Origin of the sequence: Paenibacillus glycinis (genome assembly GCF_009909185.1) — a bacterium.
In the GTDB taxonomy this organism is placed as follows: Bacteria; Bacillota; Bacilli; order Paenibacillales; family Paenibacillaceae; genus Paenibacillus_Z; species Paenibacillus_Z glycinis.
This window is the reverse complement of the sequence record NZ_JAAAMV010000038.1, coordinates 22,820-40,602: the sequence shown is the minus strand read 5'-3', so window position 1 is coordinate 40,602 and position 17,783 is coordinate 22,820. Positions and strand designations below refer to the sequence as shown.

Below are 17,783 nucleotides of genomic sequence, written 5' to 3'. Positions count from 1 at the left end.
CGTCACGGACGATCGCAGACTAGCTGCTGATTCCGAGTTCTCTTTCACGAAGAACGGTTTTGGCACGAGCTATATCCTTGCGCACATCGCGGATACGAGTTGGGTTTTCCAATTGGCCGGTAGCCAATTGAAAACGAAGGTTGAATAGCTCTTCTTTGAAGCCAGCGACTCTTTGTTCGAGTTCAACAGAGGTAAGGTTGCGGAATTCATTAGCTTTCATTTGCTTCACCACCCACTTCTTCGCGTTTCACGAACTTCGTTTTAACTGGCAGTTTATGTGCTGCAAGACGCATTGCTTCACGTGCGATCTCTTCGGATACGCCAGCAAGCTCGAACATGATTTTGCCCGGTTTTACGACTGCAACCCACTTCTCAACGTTACCTTTACCGCTACCCATCCGAACTTCAAGAGGTTTTTGCGTAATTGGTTTCGCTGGGAAGATCTTGATCCATACTTTACCGCCACGTTTGATGTAACGAGTCATCGCGATACGCGCTGCTTCGATCTGACGGTTGGTGACCCATGCAGGCTCAAGCGCTTGAAGGCCGAATTCGCCGAAGGCTACATCCGTGCCGCCCTTAGCGCGACCTTTCATATGACCACGTTGTTGTTTACGGTGTTTGACGCGTTTTGGGACCAACATGATTAGTTGCCTCCTTCCTGTGGAGCTTTCTTCTTAGTCGGAAGGATTTCGCCGCGATAGATCCATACTTTTACGCCGATACGGCCATAAGTCGTATGTGCTTCCGCCGTTCCATAATCAATGTCTGCACGCAGCGTATGAAGTGGAACCGTACCTTCGCTATAGCCTTCCTGACGAGCAATCTCGGCGCCGCCCAAACGACCGCTAACGGCAGTTTTGATACCTTTTGCGCCAGCGCGGATTGTACGTTGAATCGATTGTTTCATTGCACGACGGAACGAGATCCGGCGCTCAAGTTGTTGCGCGATGCTCTCGGCAACGAGAATGGCATCAAGTTCCGGATTTTTGATCTCGGAGATGTTGATGTGTACCTTTTTGCCTTTTGCGATTTTGGAAAGCTCGGAACGCAGGTTCTCAACCTCGGATCCGCCTTTACCAATAACCATACCAGGCTTAGCTGTATGAATTGTAACGTTGACGCGATTGGCCGCACGTTCGATTTCGAACTTGGAAACAGCCGCATCTTTCAATTTGTTTTTGAGGTGCTCACGGATTTTCACGTCTTCCATAAGCAAGTCGCCGAAGTCTTTGCCAGCGTACCATTTGGATTCCCAATCACGGATAACGCCGATACGAAGACCGACCGGGTTTACTTTTTGTCCCACACGTTGTCCCTCCTTATTTTTCGGATACCACCAATGTGATGTGGCTGGTTCTTTTGTTAATCCGGCTAGCGCGGCCCATTGCGCGCGGACGGAAACGTTTCATTGTTGGACCTTGGTTAACGAACACTTGCGAAATGACAAGCTTGTTCACGTCCAATTGGAAGTTGTGCTCCGCGTTTGCGATAGCAGAGTTCAGCAGCTTCTCAACGATTGGGGAAGCCGACTTGGGCGTGTGACGCAGGATTGCGATCGCCTCGCCAACTTGCTTACCGCGAATCAAGTCCACAACCAATTGCGCTTTGCGAGGAGCAATGCGGACATGGTTAGCGAATGCTTTTGCTTCTGGCATGGATGAACCTCCTCTCGATCATTAATCCTAACTATTCAAACGATTAACGACGACCCGTTTTCTTGTCATCGTTTCCGTGACCTTTGTAAGAACGCGTTGGCGCGAACTCTCCGAGTTTGTGTCCAACCATATCTTCCGTAACGTAAACCGGCACATGTTTGCGACCGTCATAAACAGCGAAAGTGTGTCCGATGAATTGCGGGAAAATCGTCGAACGGCGCGACCAAGTCTTAACAACGGTTTTCTTGTTGGACTCGTTCAGTACTTCAACTTTCTTCAGCAGGTAACCGTCGATAAACGGACCTTTCTTCAAACTGCGACCCATGGATGATCCTCCCTTCACGCTAGCGTTACGCGACGCTGCGCGTCACGCAGATGACGCCAAGGCGCCTATTATTTCGTGCGACGACGCACGATGTACTGGCTCGATGCTTTTTTCTTTTTGCGTGTTTTGAAGCCCAGTGTCGGCTTACCCCAAGGAGACATAGGGGATTTGCGTCCGATTGGCGCACGGCCTTCACCACCACCGTGTGGGTGATCGTTCGGGTTCATGACGACACCGCGCACTTCAGGGCGCTTGCCCATCCAACGGGAACGGCCGGCTTTACCGATTTTCACGAGTTCGTGATCTTCGTTGCCAACGGAACCGATTGTTGCACGGCAAGTTTTCAGGATACGACGAACTTCGCCGGACGTCAAGCGAATCGTGACGTATTGCTCTTCTTTACCAAGAAGTTGAGCGTCCGTTCCAGCTGCGCGAACCAGTTGTCCGCCTTTGCCGGGTTTCAGCTCGATGTTGTGGATAACCGTACCGACTGGAATATTCTCAAGTGGCAACGCATTGCCGATCTTGATGTCCGACCCTGGTCCGGATACGATCTTATCCCCGACTTTAAGACCTTTAGGAGCGATAATGTAGGCTTTCTCGCCATCCACATAGTGGATAAGCGCAATATTGGACGTACGGTTCGGATCGTATTCGATCGTCGCGACGTTGCCAACAATACCGTCCTTGTTACGTTTGAAGTCGATAATCCGGTATTTACGTTTATGGCCGCCACCATGATGACGAACCGTAATTTTACCTTGATTGTTACGACCGGCTTTTTTGAAAAGCGGCGCAAGAAGCGATTTCTCCGGTGTGCTTGCTGTAATCTCTTCGAATGTCGAGACGGACATCGCACGACGTGCAGGAGAAGTCGGTTTATACTTCTTAATTGGCACTTCGATTCCCTCCTTACCGATATCTTGTTAATCACGTAAGCCGTATGGCCACTACGTTAATTAAACCGATTCAAAAAATTCAAGCTCGTTGCTGTCAGCGCTCAGTTGAACGATCGCTTTTTTCCATTCGGATGTATATCCGCTATGTTTTCCGTAACGCTTCGGTTTCGCCGGCATGCGCAGCGTGTTCACGCTCGTTACTTTAACTTTGAAAATTTGTTGGATCGCGAGCTTGATCTCGGTTTTGTTCGCACGAAGATCAACTTCGAAAACATAGCGTTTGTTCGCCATGAAATCGCTCGTTTGTTCCGTAATGATCGGGCGCTTGATAATATCGCGTGGATTTTTCATTACGCAAGCACCTCCTGTACTTTTTCGACCGCTTCTTTAGTGATGATCAGCTGGTCGTATTTCATAACGTCGAGAACATTGATGCCATCTGCTGCAACAAACTTCACGTTAGGAAGGTTGCGCGCGGACAGTGCAACGTTATCTTCGTAATTCGCCGTAACGATCAGTGCTTTGCGAGCCACTTTCAGGTTGCTGAGGATCGCCGCGAATTCTTTCGTCTTCGGTTGCGCAAGCGCCAATTGATCAAGAACGATGATTTCGTTGTCGATCACCTTCGAAGACAATGCGGATTTAATTGCCAAGCGACGAACTTTTCTAGGAAGTTTGAAGCTGTAGCTGCGAGGAGTAGGTCCAAAAACCGTACCGCCACCAACCCATTGCGGGGCGCGAATGGAGCCTTGACGTGCGCGTCCCGTACCTTTTTGTTTCCAAGGTTTACGACCGCCGCCGCGTACTTCGGAGCGTCCTTTCGTCTTGTGCGTGCCTCTGCGTTCAGAAGCTTGCTGAAGCAATACTGCGCTATGCAGTACGTGAACGTTCGGTTCAATTCCGAAAACCGCTTCGGACAATTCAACCTCGCCGACTTGCGAGCCGTTCACGCTATAAAGTGCTACTTTCGGCATTTCATGTTCCTCCTTTCTTGAACGATTATTTCTTCACCGTGGATTTAACTTTTACAAAGCTGTTTTTAGGGCCCGGAATGGAGCCTTTAACGAGCAATACGTTACGTTCAACGTCAACGCGCACGATTTCAAGGTTTTGAATCGTAACGGTTTCGCTTCCCATGTGCCCCGGAAGGTGTTTGCCTTTCGGTACGCGGTTCGCTTGGATGGAACCCATCGAACCTGGTCCGCGGTGGTAACGCGAGCCGTGCGCCATCGGGCCGCGGCTTTGGTTCCAACGTTGAATCGTACCCGTGAAACCTTTACCTTTGGATGTAGCCGTTACGTCAACGAATTCGCCAGCAGCGAACAGGTCGGCCTTGATCTCTTGGCCAACTTCATATTCCCCGTCATTAATGCCGCGGAATTCACGAATGTAGCGCTTAGGAGCCGTTTCGGCTTTTTTCGCGTGGCCGACTTCCGGCTTGTTTGCTCTGCTTGCTTTCTTATCAGAGAAACCTACTTGGATGGATACGTATCCATCGTTCTCTTGGTCTTTCTTTTGCAAAACAACACAAGGACCTGCTTCGATAACCGTCACTGGAACTACGTTACCATCGGCAGTGAACACTTGCGTCATTCCAAGTTTTTTACCTAAGATACCTTTCATGTTGACACCTCATTTCCTTTCCATGTTGAGAATATTACAGTTTAATTTCGATATCTACACCGGATGGCAGGTCAAGACGCATCAATGCATCAACCGTTTGCGGCGTTGGGTTAACAATGTCGATCAAGCGTTTGTGTGTACGCATTTCGAATTGTTCCCTAGAATCCTTGTACTTGTGTACCGCACGCAGAATGGTGATGATTTGCTTCTCGGTCGGAAGCGGAATCGGCCCAGACACGCCTGCACCGGAACGTTTCGCAGTTTCAACAATCTTCTCTGCGGATTGATCCAGAATTCTATGATCGTATGCTTTCAAGCGAATACGAATCTTTTGCTTAGCCATATAAGTCCCTCCTTCTATCGCCCAATTTAGTATCGGACATACTCCGCAAGAAAACCCGACACGCCCCTCATGGCAAAGGAGCCGTGTGTGTCGGCAACCTCTCGCATCATCGCAACGTCACAGACCAACTTCACTATTATATCTAAACCGGTGGGCGAATGCAACAAAAACCTTGTCTTTTCAGACATTTTCTGAATGACTACATTTTCGATAATCCACATCCATGCAGAAATGAATATTTGCTCCACTATCTCTTGCTCAATTCGCCGCTCCAGACACGACTTCCCCATTATTAATGAAGAAACGCTTTCACAGCAAATCACAAAATATAGAAAAAGCCCTCACCGAGGTGAGGGCTTTCTTTACCGCAGCTTACGCTGCAGCCGTATTATTTTTGGATCGATGCTACCGCGCCTGCACCAACCGTACGGCCGCCTTCGCGGATAGCGAAGCGAGTACCGTCTTCCAGTGCGATCGGAGCGATCAGCTCAACCGTAACTGTGATGTTATCGCCAGGCATAACCATTTCCGTGCCTTCTGGCAGGGAGATGATACCCGTTACGTCAGTCGTGCGGAAGTAGAACTGTGGACGGTAACCCGTGAAGAAAGGTTTGTGACGTCCGCCCTCTTCTTTAGTCAGGACGTAAATTTGAGCCGTGAAGTTCGTGTGTGGTTTAACGGAACCTGGCTTTGCCAGAACTTGACCACGCTCGATGTCTTTACGGTCAACACCGCGAAGCAATGCGCCGATGTTGTCCCCGGCTTGTGCGGAGTCGAGCAATTTACGGAACATCTCAACGCCCGTTACAACGCATTTGCGAGTTTCTTCGGCGATACCGATGATTTCGATCTCGTCAGATACTTTAACTACGCCACGCTCAACGCGTCCTGTAGCAACCGTACCACGACCTGTGATCGTGAACACGTCCTCGACTGGCATAAGGAACGGCTTGTCAGTATCACGTTGTGGAGTTGGGATGTAAGTGTCGACTTGTTCGAACAACTCGACGATTTTGTCTGCCCAAGGACCATCTGGGTTTTGCAGCGCTTCACGAGCTGCACCGCGGATGATTGGCGTGTCATCGCCTGGGAACTCGTATTCGCTGAGCAGGTCGCGAACTTCCATCTCAACGAGTTCAAGCAACTCTTCGTCTTCAACCATGTCGCATTTGTTCAGGAATACGACGATGTAAGGTACGCCTACTTGACGGGAAAGCAGGATGTGTTCGCGCGTTTGCGGCATTGGGCCGTCAGCTGCGGATACAACCAGGATTGCGCCGTCCATTTGAGCAGCACCCGTAATCATGTTTTTAACATAGTCGGCATGGCCTGGGCAGTCAACGTGTGCGTAGTGGCGGTTAGGCGTCTCATACTCAACGTGAGCCGTGGAGATCGTGATACCGCGTTCGCGCTCTTCCGGCGCTTTGTCGATTTGGTCGAATGCTACTGCAGCTCCACCATATCTTTTGGAAAGTACAGTTGTGATAGCAGCAGTCAGCGTCGTTTTACCATGGTCGACGTGACCGATTGTACCGATATTTACGTGCGGTTTATTACGTTCAAATTTAGCCTTAGCCATTGAACTCTTCCTCCTTCATATTGAGAAGATTATGTGATCGGCCGAATGGGAGCCGTTAGGTCTTCCATCATCCGGCCAAAATGCAACTTATGAGCAACAAGTTGTTTAAAGGGCTGTTATTGCGCAGCGCCTTTGGATTTGGAGATGATCTCTTCCGAGATCGAACGCGGTACTTCTTCATAGTGCGAAAGCTCCATGGAGAACACGCCGCGTCCTTGCGTACCGGAACGAAGTGTCGTGGAGTATCCGAACATCTCGGCCAGAGGCACCTTAGCACGAACGATCAACGCGCCGTGACGCGTGTCCGAACCTTCGATGCGACCGCGGCGGGAGCTCAGCATACCCATTACGTCGCCCATGTACTCTTCAGGAACAGTTACTTCTACTTTCATGATAGGCTCAAGGAGAATCGGAGCACATTTCTCTTTCGCTGCTTTGAGCGCCATCGATCCAGCAATTTTAAACGCCATCTCCGAGGAGTCGACGTCATGGTAGGAACCGTCCACTACGACTGCTTTGATATCAACAACCGGGAAGCCGGCGATGACACCGTTTTTCATCGATTCTTCGATACCTGCTTGAATTGGAGCAATGAACTCACGCGGAATGGAGCCGCCCACGGTTTTGTTTTCAAAAATAAAACCGGATCCTGGCTCAAGCGGAGAGAATTCAACCCAACAATGTCCGAATTGACCGCGTCCGCCGGATTGACGAACGAACTTGCCTTCGACCTTCGCAGCCGTTTTGAACGTTTCGCGATAAGCAACTTGCGGCTTACCAACGTTTGTTTCGACTTTGAATTCGCGAAGCATACGGTCAACGAGGATTTCAAGGTGAAGTTCACCCATACCTGCGATGATCGTTTGGCCGGTCTCTTCGTCCGTGTGCGCACGGAACGTAGGATCTTCCTCGGACAGCTTTTGAAGAGCGATACCCATTTTATCTTGGTCAGCTTTCGTCTTTGGTTCAACCGCGAGCTGGATAACCGGCTCTGGGAAGTTCATCGACTCAAGGATAACCGGGTTCTTCTCGTCGCAAAGCGTATCGCCGGTCGTTGTATCTTTCAAGCCCACCGCAGCCGCGATGTCACCGGAGTAAACTTCGCTGATTTCTTGACGGCTGTTTGCATGCATTTGAAGGATACGTCCGACCCGTTCGCGTTTGCCTTTCGTTGCATTCACTACGTACGAACCGGAGCTAAGAACGCCGGAGTATACGCGGAAGAACGTCAGTTTACCAACATACGGGTCAGTCATGATTTTGAACGCCAGTGCCGCGAATGGCTGGTCATCGGCAGACTTGCGGATCGTCTCCGTACCATCTTCAAGGTGACCCTTGATATCCGGAACGTCAATCGGTGATGGCAAGTAGTCGACAACTGCATCAAGCATCAGCTGAACGCCTTTGTTACGGTACGAAGAACCAACGATAACCGGGAAGATCTTCACTTCGCAAACACCTTTGCGAAGCACGGCCTTCAACTCGTCAACGCTGATTTCTTCGCCTTCGAGATATTTCATTGTAAGCTCTTCATCAAGCTCAGCAACTTTCTCGATCAGTTCCAAGCGAAGTTCTTCCACTTGCTCTTTGTATTCTGCAGGGATTTCAATCTTCTCCGGATCTTTACCCAGATCGTCTTTGTACTTATAAGCGACTCGTTCGATCAAGTCGATTACGCCTACGAAGTCGTTCTCTGCGCCGATCGGCAGTTGAATTGCTACCGCATTTGCATTGAGACGCAAACGCATGTCGCTAACAACGTTAAGGAAGTCCGCGCCGATAATATCCATCTTGTTGACGTATGCGATCCGCGGTACGCCGTAACGGTCAGCTTGACGCCAAACCGTCTCGGATTGCGGCTCAACGCCTTCTTTCGCACTGAAAACACCAACGGCCCCGTCCAATACGCGCAGGGAACGTTCAACTTCTACAGTGAAGTCAACGTGTCCCGGGGTGTCGATGATATTGATGCGGTGACCATTCCATTGAGCAGTCGTTGCGGCGGACGTAATCGTGATTCCGCGCTCTTGTTCCTGCTCCATCCAGTCCATCGTCGCTGCACCTTCGTGCACCTCGCCGATTTTGTGGGTACGGCCTGTGTAGAACAGGATCCGCTCCGTCGTGGTAGTTTTACCTGCGTCAATATGCGCCATGATCCCGATATTACGCGTATTTTTCAAGGAGAACTCTCTTGCCATGATCCAGTCTCCTTTCGATTATGCGGATACTACCAACGATAGTGAGCGAACGCTTTATTCGCTTCAGCCATTTTGTGTGTATCTTCGCGTTTTTTAACGGATGAACCTGTGTTGTTCGAAGCATCGATGATTTCGGCAGCCAGACGCTCCTCCATCGTTTTCTCGCCGCGGTTGCGCGAATAGTTCACGAGCCAGCGGAGACCAAGCGCTGTACGGCGCTCAGGCTTAACTTCGATCGGCACTTGATAGTTCGAGCCGCCGACACGGCGTGCTTTTACTTCAAGTACTGGCATGATGTTCTTAATTGCTACTTCAAAAACTTCCATCGGATCTTTGCCTGTACGTTCGTTGATAAGCTTGAACGCATCATACAAAATCGTAGCTGCTACACCGCGTTTACCGTCGACCATGATACGGTTGATCAAACGAGTAACGAGTTTGCTGCTGTACATCGGATCCGGCAAAACGTCGCGTTTTGTTACAGGACCTTTACGTGGCATGTGGAAGTCCCCCTTTCTTCTAGTTTTTCATTTTTGAACGAGAATAACCGTCACCGGCTATGCTTGCCTTATTTTTTGACTTTAGGACGTTTTGTTCCGTATTTGGAACGAGCTTGTTTACGGTTGTTGACGCCTGCAGTATCAAGCGCGCCGCGAACGATATGGTAACGAACACCCGGAAGATCTTTTACCCGGCCGCCGCGCACCAATACTACGCTGTGCTCTTGCAGGTTGTGGCCAATACCGCCGATGTATGCCGTAACCTCTACGCGGTTCGTCAAACGTACACGCGCGTATTTCCGCAATGCGGAGTTCGGTTTTTTCGGCGTCATCGTGCCTACACGTGTGCAAACCCCGCGTTTTTGTGGCGAGCTCAGGTTTGTTTCTTCACGTTTCAGCGCGTTGAATCCTCTTTGCAAGGCTGGCGATTTCGATTTAACGACTTTCGCTTCACGGCCTTTGCGGACTAGCTGATTAATTGTTGGCATGTTGCATCCCCCTTCCTCACTTAGTAAAGCATTCAAGACATATTGGCTTATTAAGCCCACAGATCCAGGCGGTTCATAAAGAAACAAACGAAAGTTTTTACTTCCCCTTTCGGTTCAGTAAAAACGGTATGTTCTTATTCGATTTCCGGTATAACCGCTGCCATCGCCGCTCCAACTTCAATGCCGCAGGTTTCCCCAAGGCTTTTCATTGTCTCCGACCACGTAATCGGCACTCCTGCCATCTCGCATAGCCGAACAATATTGTTCTTCAGCCGCGGATCTGCATCTTGCGCAACGTAGACGAGATTGGTTTTGCGTTGCTCCACCATTTTCATCGTCTGTTTACTACCTATAACGAATCGCATAATAACCTTCCTTCCAAGTCAATCAAAGCTGACAAGTGCAGAGGTTGTGCGATTAGGCACACTACGACATATTATCATCTTGGCTTGGGCCATGTCAAGCTCTGACGAATCCTCGTCTCATGAAAATTAAGTAAACGATCCGCCGCATAACGGAACGAAGAGCGAAGAGACTCTCCCATTGGAGATGCCTTTTCGCTCTTCCCCTCATGCTCGGCCGCTAGTTATTAAGACTCGACCGATACCGTCTCGGCTTCGTGCTGCTGTTCTTCGATCGGATCATCGTCCATTCCGGCTACATGAACGCTTCTATAGCGCTGCATGCCGGTTCCGGCCGGAATGAGCTTGCCGATGATGACATTCTCTTTCAAGCCCAGCAATTGGTCGACTTTACCTTTGATCGCGGCATCCGTCAAGACGCGCGTTGTTTCTTGGAACGATGCAGCGGACAAGAAGGAATCCGTCTCCAGCGATGCCTTCGTAATACCGAGCAGGACCGGTTTCGCGACTGCCGGCTCTTTGCCGGACAGAATCGCATCGCGGTTCGCCGCTTCGTACTCATGGATATCCACGAAAGCGCCCGGAAGCAGCATCGTATCGCCAGCTTCGATGATGCGGATCTTCCGAAGCATCTGCTTCACCATAACCTCGATGTGCTTATCGTTGATTTCTACCCCTTGGTTACGGTAAACACGCTGAACTTCTTGCAGGATATAGTTCTGCACGCCCCGGATGCCTTTAATGCGGAGCATATCCTTAGGGTCGATGGAGCCGTCCGTCAATTCATCGCCGGCCTCGATTTGCTTGCCTTTGGCTACGCGGATACGGGAACCGAAGGTGACCGCATACGTCTTGGACTCGGCTTCGCCCTGCACTTCGATCTCGCGACGATCCTTTGTCTCGCGGATGTCCTTGATGACCCCGTCAATCTCGGAAATGATCGCTTGACCTTTCGGATTACGCGCCTCGAAAAGCTCCTGAATACGCGGCAAACCTTGCGTGATATCGTCTCCGGCTACGCCGCCGGTATGGAATGTACGCATCGTGAGCTGCGTTCCCGGTTCGCCGATGGATTGCGCCGCGATGATGCCGACCGCTTCGCCGATTTCAACGAATTTACCCGTTGCCAGGTTGCGGCCGTAACAGATTTTACACACGCCATGGCGCGCGCGGCAGCTCAGTACGGAGCGAATTTGAAGACTCTCGACGCCGGCAGCGATAACTTCCTCTGCTTTGTTCGAGTCGATCAATTGGTTACGGTGAAGAATGACTTCGCCGTTCTTCGGATTGCGAACCGTCTCAAAGGAGTAGCGACCTTCAATACGATCGTAAAGGTCTTCGATAACCTCTTTACCGTCTTGAATTCTGCTGACTCTGAAGCCTTTATCCGTTCCGCAGTCGTCTTCGCGTACGATAACGTCCTGTGCGACGTCGACGAGACGACGGGTCAAGTAACCCGAGTCAGCGGTACGCAGAGCCGTATCGGCAAGACCTTTACGCGCACCGTGCGTCGAGATAAAGTACTCGAGGACGGTCAGGCCTTCACGGAAGTTCGATTTGATCGGCAACTCGATAATACGACCCGATGGGTTGGCCATCAGACCGCGCATGCCGCCAAGCTGCGTGATTTGCGATTTATTACCCCGCGCCTTGGAATCTACCATGAGCATGATGGAATTGTAGCGATCCATCGATTTCATGAGGATATCCGTGATCTGATCTTTCGTTTTGCTCCAGATCTCGATAACGCGGTCATAACGTTCTTCGTTCGTAATCAAACCGCGACGGTATTGATTCGAAACGACTTTGACTTTGTCTTCGGATTCTCTCAGGATGTCCTGTTTCTCCGTCGGCACGATAACGTCGGAAACGGCTACCGTGATACCCGCGCGCGTGGAGTAGGTGAATCCAAGTTGTTTAATATGGTCAAGCATGACGGAAGTACGCGTCGTGTGATATTGGCGGAAACATTCCGCAATGATCAGACCGAGGTACTCTTTGCCCACGCCGCCGATTTGAGCAATGCCATTCATGAACTCGATCAGGTCTGCGCCCTTCTCATGAACGAAATACTTATCCGGCGTCCCTTGAAGCAGGTTCACTTTGGTCGGTTCGTTGATGAACGGGAAGTCGGCCGGGAAGATCTCATTGAAGATCACTTTGCCGACGGTCGTCGAAATCAGCGCTTTTTGCTGCGCGTCCGTGAAGGACGTCTTCTTCAGCACTTTAACCGGGATAAAGATCCGCGCATGCAGCGATACGATACCGCGTTGGTACGCCGAGATCGCTTCGTTGACCGACGCGAAGACAGACCCGCTGCCTTTGCCTTCTTTGTTATCCATCGTCAAGTAGAAGCTTCCAAGGACCATATCCTGCGAAGGCGTGACGACCGGCTTGCCGTCTTTCGGGTTCAAGATGTTGCCCGATGCAAGCATCAACAACCGGGCTTCGGCTTGCGCCTCGGCGGAAAGCGGTACGTGAACGGCCATTTGGTCACCGTCGAAATCCGCGTTATAAGCGGTACATACGAGCGGGTGAAGCTTGATGGCGCGTCCTTCGACCAAGATCGGTTCGAATGCCTGGATACCGAGTCTGTGAAGCGTCGGGGCACGGTTCAGAAGAACCGGGTGCTCCTTGATAACTTCTTCAAGGACGTCCCACACCTCAGGGCTTACGCGTTCGACTTTGCGTTTCGCGCTCTTGATGTTATGAGCCAGGTTTTTGTTGACCAGCTCTTTCATGACGAACGGCTTGAAGAGCTCAAGCGCCATTTCTTTCGGCAAACCGCATTGGAACATTTTCAAGCTAGGTCCGACAACGATAACCGACCGACCGGAATAGTCGACCCGTTTACCGAGCAAGTTCTGGCGGAAACGTCCTTGTTTCCCTTTCAGCATGTGGCTGAGCGATTTAAGCGGACGATTGCCCGGGCCCGTTACAGGGCGGCCGCGGCGACCGTTATCGATCAGCGCGTCAACCGCTTCTTGCAGCATCCGCTTCTCGTTCTGCACGATGATGTCCGGCGCGCCGAGGTCGAGCAAACGTTTCAAGCGGTTGTTGCGGTTGATTACGCGACGGTACAAGTCGTTCAAATCGGATGTCGCGAAACGTCCGCCATCCAATTGAACCATCGGGCGAAGCTCCGGCGGAATGACCGGAAGCACGTCGAGAATCATCCATTCCGGCATATTGCCGGAATTGCGGAACGCTTCGATGACTTCAAGGCGTTTGATCGCGCGGTTGCGGCGTTGGCCTTGCGCCGTGCGAAGATCTTCCTTCAGCGTCTCGAGCTCGCGTTCGACGTCGATATCTTGAAGCAGCTTCTTTACGGCTTCCGCGCCCATGCCCGCTTGGAATCCGTAACCGTATTTCTCGCGGTAGCTGCGGTATTCCTTCTCGGACAATAGCTGTTTCTTCTCGAGCGGCGTATCACCGGGATCGGTTACGACATAAGATGCGAAATAAATGATCTCTTCCAGCGAACGAGGCGACATGTCCAGCGCCAGCCCCATGCGGCTCGGAATCCCTTTAAAGTACCAAATATGCGATACAGGAGCTGCAAGCTCGATGTGTCCCATCCGTTCGCGGCGAACCTTCGCGCGCGTGACCTCAACGCCGCAGCGGTCGCAAACGACGCCTTTATAGCGCACGCGTTTGTATTTGCCGCAATGGCATTCCCAGTCCTTCGTCGGTCCGAAGATCTTCTCGCAGAAGAGACCTTCCTTCTCCGGCTTGAGCGTTCTGTAGTTAATCGTTTCCGGTTTCTTTACTTCTCCGCGGGACCACGATCGGATTTTATCCGGAGATGCCAATCCAATCTTCATATACTCGAAGTTGTTCACGTCCAACAAGGAGCAACCCTCCTTCGTCATGGTTCACTTTGTTCTTGCTGCTCGAATGCCGTGCGGCCGGATCATGCCCGCGAAGGCATTCCCCGGCTTGATTCGCCCGTGAAGACGAATCGGCATCGTTTATCCAAAGGCAGTGGAAGCTGTTACTCCACGCCGACTTCCGCACCCTCAAGGTTGAGGTTGAGCTTATCGTTCGCTCCGTCGTCATCGTCGTCGATTTCTTTCATCTCGATCTCTTCTTCGTTCTCGCTCAGGATTTTGACATCCATGCCCAAGCTTTGAAGCTCTTTGATCAAAACTTTGAACGACTCCGGAACGCCCGGCTCCGGCACGTTCTCGCCCTTCACGATGGACTCGTACGTCTTGACGCGGCCAACGACATCATCAGACTTGACGGTCAAGATTTCTTGCAGCGTATACGCGGCACCGTAGGCTTCGAGCGCCCAAACTTCCATCTCCCCGAAACGTTGACCGCCGAACTGAGCTTTACCGCCCAGAGGCTGTTGCGTAACGAGCGAGTAAGGACCCGTGGAACGGGCATGGATTTTATCGTCGACCATGTGCGCCAGTTTGATCATGTACATGACGCCTACGGTAACTTCGCGCTCGAACGGCTCGCCGGAGCGTCCGTCGTAGAGAATCGTTTTACCGTTGCGCTGCATGCCGGCTTCTTCCATGGAATCAAAGACGTCGTACTCGCGCGCTCCGTCGAATACCGGCGTAGCGGCGTGAATGCCAAGGCGTTTGCAAGCCATGCCGAGATGGACTTCCAGCACTTGACCGATATTCATCCGGGAAGGTACGCCGAGCGGGTTAAGCACGACCTCGACCGGCGTGCCGTCCGGCAGGAACGGCATATCTTCCTCGGGAAGGATACGCGCGATAACCCCTTTGTTACCGTGACGGCCAGCCATTTTATCGCCTTCGGAAATCTTGCGCTTCTGAGCGATATAGGCACGAACCAACTGATTTACGCCTGGAGGCAGCTCGTCGCCGTTCTCGCGGGTAAATACTTTCACGTCTACCACGATGCCGTCGGTTCCGTGAGGAACGCGCAAGCTCGTATCGCGAACCTCGCGCGCCTTCTCGCCGAAGATCGCGTGAAGCAAACGTTCTTCCGCCGTCAGTTCCGTAACCCCTTTAGGCGTTACTTTACCGACGAGAATGTCGCCTGCGCTGATCTCGGCGCCGACGCGGATAATGCCGCGTTCGTCTAGATTGCGAAGCGCTTCTTCGCCGACGTTTGGAATGTCGCGCGTGATTTCTTCCGGTCCGAGCTTCGTATCGCGCGCTTCGGACTCGTATTCCTCGATATGGATCGACGTATAGACGTCTTCTTTAACGAGCTTCTCGCTGAGCAAGATAGCATCCTCGTAGTTGTAGCCTTCCCACGTCATGAATGCCACGACGACGTTGCGTCCGAGCGCCAATTCGCCCATTTCGGTGGAAGGACCGTCCGCAAGGATGTCGCCCTTCTTCACGATATCGCCTTTATGGCAAATCGGACGCTGATTGATGCACGTACCTTGGTTGGAACGCATGAACTTATGCAGCTTGTGCTTGATCAAGTCGCCCGTAACCTGCTTGCCGTCGACCATCTCCACGCGGCGGACCCAAATTTCATTGGCGGATACGCGCTCGACGATGCCGTCGTGTTTGGACACGATACACACGCCGGAGTCTTTGGCGGACTTGTGCTCCATGCCGGTACCGACTAGCGGCGACTTCGGAATGAGGAGCGGAACGGCTTGCCGCTGCATGTTGGAACCCATGAGCGCGCGGTTGGAGTCATCGTTCTCAAGGAACGGAATGAGCGCCGTAGCCACGGACACGACCTGTTTCGGCGATACATCCATATAGTCTACGCGATCGGTCGGCATGGTCAAAATATTGTCCGCTTGCTTGTTGTAACGAACGATTACGGCATCTTCGACGAATTTGCCCTCTTCGTTCAACTTCGCATTCGCTTGCGCGATTACGTAATTGTCTTCTTCATCGGCGGTCAAATACGCGATTTGTTCCGTAACGACGCCGATTTTCGGATCAACCCAGCGGTAAGGCGCCTCGATGAATCCATATTCGTTAATCCGGGCGAAGGTCGACAAGGAGTTGATCAACCCGATGTTCGGACCCTCCGGCGTCTCGATCGGACACATCCGGCCGTAGTGAGAGTTATGAACGTCACGAACCTCGAAGCCCGCGCGTTCACGCGTCAAACCGCCCGGTCCCAAAGCGGACAAGCGGCGTTTGTGCGTCAACTCGGCAAGCGGGTTCGTCTGATCCATAAATTGCGACAATTGGGAAGAACCGAAGAACTCTTTGATCGACGCGATAACCGGGCGAATGTTGATCAGCGCCTGCGGCGTGATCGCGTTGGCATCCTGGATGGACATCCGCTCGCGAACGACACGCTCCATACGGGACAATCCGATACGGAATTGGTTCTGCAGCAGTTCGCCAACCGAACGCAAACGACGGTTGCCCAGATGGTCGATATCGTCCGTGCTTCCTACGCCGTGAAGCAAGTCGATGAAGTAATTGATGGAAGCAATGATGTCCGCAGGCGTGATATGCTTTACGGCTTTGTCGATGATTCCATTCGCAATGACCTTAATGACTTTGCTCTCGTCCAGCGGCGAGAATACGCTGACGGTTTGAAGAGGTATACTATCCGCATCAAGTACCCCATTGGCAACATGGTATGTTTTGAAGCCCACGTTGTTCTCCAAGTAAGGAATCAGATCATCCAGCAGGCGACGGTCGATCATTTGTCCTGCTTCCGCCAGGATTTCCCCCGTGCTCGGGTCGATCAAGGTTTCCGCCAACCGCTGATTGAACAATCGGTTCTTGATGTGCAGCTTCTTGTTGATTTTATAGCGGCCAACGTTGGCCAGGTCGTAACGCTTCGGATCGAAGAATCGCGCGACAAGAAGGCTCTTGGCATTATCCAATGTCGGCGGTTCGCCCGGACGAAGCCTTTCGTAAATTTCGATAAGCGCCTTTTCGGTGGAATCGGTGTTATCTTTATCGAGCGTGTTCCGGATATACTCGTCATGTCCCAGCAAATCCAAAATTTCGGCATCCGTGCCAAAGCCGAGCGCGCGAAGAAGGACCGTAACCGGAATCTTGCGCGTGCGATCGATACGGACATAAATAATGTCCTTCGCGTCGGTTTCGAGCTCCAGCCATGCGCCGCGGTTCGGAATCACCGTCGCCGTATAATTTCTTTTGCCGTTTTTGTCCACTTTCGTGCTAAAGTAAACGCTAGGCGAACGAACCAATTGGCTGACGATGACGCGTTCCGCGCCGTTGATGATGAACGTGCCCGTTTCCGTCATCAGCGGGAAGTCGCCCATGAACACTTCTTGCTCTTTCACTTCGCCGGTTTCCTTGTTAATGAGCCGAACTTTAACACGCAGCGGTGCTGCATACGTCACGTCGCGTTCTTTCGACTCATCGACAGAATACTTAGGCTCGCCAAGTGAATAGTCGATGAACTCAAGCATCAAGTTACCCGTAAAATCCTGAATCGGCGAGATGTCCTGGAAAAGCTCAAGCAAGTCCTTCTCCAAAAACTTCTCGTACGACTTTTGTTGGATTTCAATCAGGTTCGGAACTTCGAGCACCTCGCGGATGCGGGCATAGCTTCTACGCGTGCGACGCCCATACTGAACAAGTTGTCCTGCCAACTTAACCTCACCCCTCATGTCTGCTTCACAGAAAGTGAACAATGACCTTGTATACACAAACATTGCTGTAACCAGAATGTGCAGCAGGCAAATTCTGATTCAAATAAAGAAAAGCCCTTATCGAAAATTCGAAAAAAGAGCATGCTTCTGTCAGTCAATCTTCTACGCGCACAACCCGTAAAAGTCTCATATCAAGTAATTTTGACCCAAAACGTAAACATTATACGTCAAATTCGCTACTTTTATACACTTAAAATAGCGCTTGACA

The 17,783-nt window shown here is 51.4% G+C and carries 17 protein-coding genes; all 17 read right to left on the bottom strand.

The genetic code is table 11. The annotated features are described in order from the left end of the window. Nucleotides 1–19: 19 nt before the first annotated feature. The 17 genes from rpmC to rpoB all read right to left on the bottom strand — a co-directional run bounded on the left by rpmC (nt 20) and on the right by rpoB (nt 17,533). A complete protein-coding gene (gene rpmC / locus GT019_RS30810) occupies nt 20–220 on the bottom strand; it encodes a 50S ribosomal protein L29 (protein WP_161747288.1) in 201 nt (66 codons plus the stop codon). Further along, nucleotides 210–644 carry a 50S ribosomal protein L16 gene (gene rplP / locus GT019_RS30805; protein WP_161705091.1) on the bottom strand — a complete coding sequence of 145 codons (435 nt, stop codon included), beginning with the start codon at nt 642–644 and terminating at the stop codon, nt 210–212. The genes rpmC and rplP overlap by 11 nt, the downstream gene beginning before the upstream one ends. Before the next feature lie 2 nt (nt 645–646). Next, nucleotides 647–1,309 carry a 30S ribosomal protein S3 gene (gene rpsC, locus GT019_RS30800; protein WP_161747287.1) on the bottom strand — a complete coding sequence of 221 codons (663 nt, stop codon included), beginning with the start codon at nt 1,307–1,309 and terminating at the stop codon, nt 647–649. Between the two features lie 13 nt (nt 1,310–1,322). Then, nucleotides 1,323–1,658, bottom strand: a complete 336-nt coding sequence (gene rplV, locus GT019_RS30795; RefSeq protein ID WP_090649078.1) for a 50S ribosomal protein L22 — start codon at nt 1,656–1,658, stop codon at nt 1,323–1,325. A gap of 43 nt (nt 1,659–1,701) precedes the next feature. Beyond that, on the bottom strand, nt 1,702–1,983 hold the full coding sequence (gene rpsS / locus GT019_RS30790; RefSeq protein WP_161747286.1) for a 30S ribosomal protein S19: 282 nt from the start codon (nt 1,981–1,983) through the stop codon (nt 1,702–1,704). 68 nt (nt 1,984–2,051) lie between these two features. Continuing rightward, nucleotides 2,052–2,882, bottom strand: a complete 831-nt coding sequence (gene rplB / locus GT019_RS30785; RefSeq protein WP_161747285.1) for a 50S ribosomal protein L2 — start codon at nt 2,880–2,882, stop codon at nt 2,052–2,054. A 60-nt stretch (nt 2,883–2,942) separates the two neighbouring features. Beyond that, nucleotides 2,943–3,233 (bottom strand): 50S ribosomal protein L23, encoded by a 291-nt coding sequence (rplW, locus tag GT019_RS30780; protein WP_161747284.1) that lies wholly within the window; start codon nt 3,231–3,233, stop codon nt 2,943–2,945. After that, nucleotides 3,233–3,856, bottom strand: coding sequence for a 50S ribosomal protein L4 (gene rplD / locus GT019_RS30775; RefSeq protein WP_161747283.1), 624 nt, complete (start codon nt 3,854–3,856; stop codon nt 3,233–3,235). Before rplD ends, rplW begins: the two co-directional genes overlap by 1 nt. Before the next feature lie 25 nt (nt 3,857–3,881). Beyond that, on the bottom strand, nt 3,882–4,505 hold the full coding sequence (gene rplC, locus GT019_RS30770; protein WP_161747282.1) for a 50S ribosomal protein L3: 624 nt from the start codon (nt 4,503–4,505) through the stop codon (nt 3,882–3,884). Between the two features lie 34 nt (nt 4,506–4,539). Further along, complete coding sequence (gene rpsJ / locus GT019_RS30765) at nt 4,540–4,848, bottom strand: 30S ribosomal protein S10 (protein WP_005544556.1); 309 nt, start codon at nt 4,846–4,848, stop codon at nt 4,540–4,542. A gap of 388 nt (nt 4,849–5,236) precedes the next feature. Continuing rightward, a complete protein-coding gene (gene tuf, locus GT019_RS30760) occupies nt 5,237–6,427 on the bottom strand; it encodes an elongation factor Tu (RefSeq protein ID WP_161747281.1) in 1,191 nt (396 codons plus the stop codon). Nucleotides 6,428–6,543: 116 nt separating this feature from the next. After that, entirely contained in the window at nt 6,544–8,625 is a 2,082-nt protein-coding gene (gene fusA, locus GT019_RS30755; RefSeq protein WP_161747280.1) for an elongation factor G, read from the bottom strand. Nucleotides 8,626–8,654: 29 nt separating this feature from the next. Then, nucleotides 8,655–9,125 (bottom strand): 30S ribosomal protein S7, encoded by a 471-nt coding sequence (gene rpsG / locus GT019_RS30750; protein ID WP_161705072.1) that lies wholly within the window; start codon nt 9,123–9,125, stop codon nt 8,655–8,657. A gap of 68 nt (nt 9,126–9,193) precedes the next feature. Beyond that, nucleotides 9,194–9,613 (bottom strand): 30S ribosomal protein S12, encoded by a 420-nt coding sequence (gene rpsL, locus GT019_RS30745; protein WP_090583216.1) that lies wholly within the window; start codon nt 9,611–9,613, stop codon nt 9,194–9,196. A 134-nt stretch (nt 9,614–9,747) separates the two neighbouring features. After that, entirely contained in the window at nt 9,748–9,978 is a 231-nt protein-coding gene (locus GT019_RS30740) for a ribosomal L7Ae/L30e/S12e/Gadd45 family protein (protein WP_161747279.1), read from the bottom strand. A gap of 224 nt (nt 9,979–10,202) precedes the next feature. Then, nucleotides 10,203–13,826: a DNA-directed RNA polymerase subunit beta' gene (gene rpoC / locus GT019_RS30735; protein WP_161747278.1), complete on the bottom strand. Its 3,624-nt coding sequence runs from the start codon at nt 13,824–13,826 to the stop codon at nt 10,203–10,205. A gap of 143 nt (nt 13,827–13,969) precedes the next feature. Beyond that, on the bottom strand, nt 13,970–17,533 hold the full coding sequence (rpoB, locus tag GT019_RS30730) for a DNA-directed RNA polymerase subunit beta (RefSeq protein WP_201755661.1): 3,564 nt from the start codon (nt 17,531–17,533) through the stop codon (nt 13,970–13,972). Between the last annotated feature and the right edge of the window lie 250 nt (nt 17,534–17,783).

Bases quoted from the DNA above. Each gene is read 5' to 3' on its own strand.
- rpsJ (WP_005544556.1), bottom strand. From the start codon at position 4,848: ATGGCTAAGCAAAAGATTCGTATTCGCTTGAAAGCATACGATCATAGA.
- rplP (WP_161705091.1), bottom strand. From the start codon at position 644: ATGTTGGTCCCAAAACGCGTCAAACACCGTAAACAACAACGTGGTCAT.
- rpsS (WP_161747286.1), bottom strand. From the start codon at position 1,983: ATGGGTCGCAGTTTGAAGAAAGGTCCGTTTATCGACGGTTACCTGCTG.
- rpsL (WP_090583216.1), bottom strand. From the start codon at position 9,613: ATGCCAACAATTAATCAGCTAGTCCGCAAAGGCCGTGAAGCGAAAGTC.
- rplC (WP_161747282.1), bottom strand. From the start codon at position 4,505: ATGAAAGGTATCTTAGGTAAAAAACTTGGAATGACGCAAGTGTTCACT.
- tuf (WP_161747281.1), bottom strand. From the start codon at position 6,427: ATGGCTAAGGCTAAATTTGAACGTAATAAACCGCACGTAAATATCGGT.
- fusA (WP_161747280.1), bottom strand. From the start codon at position 8,625: ATGGCAAGAGAGTTCTCCTTGAAAAATACGCGTAATATCGGGATCATG.
- rpsG (WP_161705072.1), bottom strand. From the start codon at position 9,125: ATGCCACGTAAAGGTCCTGTAACAAAACGCGACGTTTTGCCGGATCCG.
- GT019_RS30740 (WP_161747279.1), bottom strand. From the start codon at position 9,978: ATGCGATTCGTTATAGGTAGTAAACAGACGATGAAAATGGTGGAGCAA.
- rpoB (WP_201755661.1), bottom strand. From the start codon at position 17,533: ATGAGGGGTGAGGTTAAGTTGGCAGGACAACTTGTTCAGTATGGGCGT.
- rplV (WP_090649078.1), bottom strand. From the start codon at position 1,658: ATGCCAGAAGCAAAAGCATTCGCTAACCATGTCCGCATTGCTCCTCGC.
- rpmC (WP_161747288.1), bottom strand. From the start codon at position 220: ATGAAAGCTAATGAATTCCGCAACCTTACCTCTGTTGAACTCGAACAA.
- rplD (WP_161747283.1), bottom strand. From the start codon at position 3,856: ATGCCGAAAGTAGCACTTTATAGCGTGAACGGCTCGCAAGTCGGCGAG.
- rplW (WP_161747284.1), bottom strand. From the start codon at position 3,233: ATGAAAAATCCACGCGATATTATCAAGCGCCCGATCATTACGGAACAA.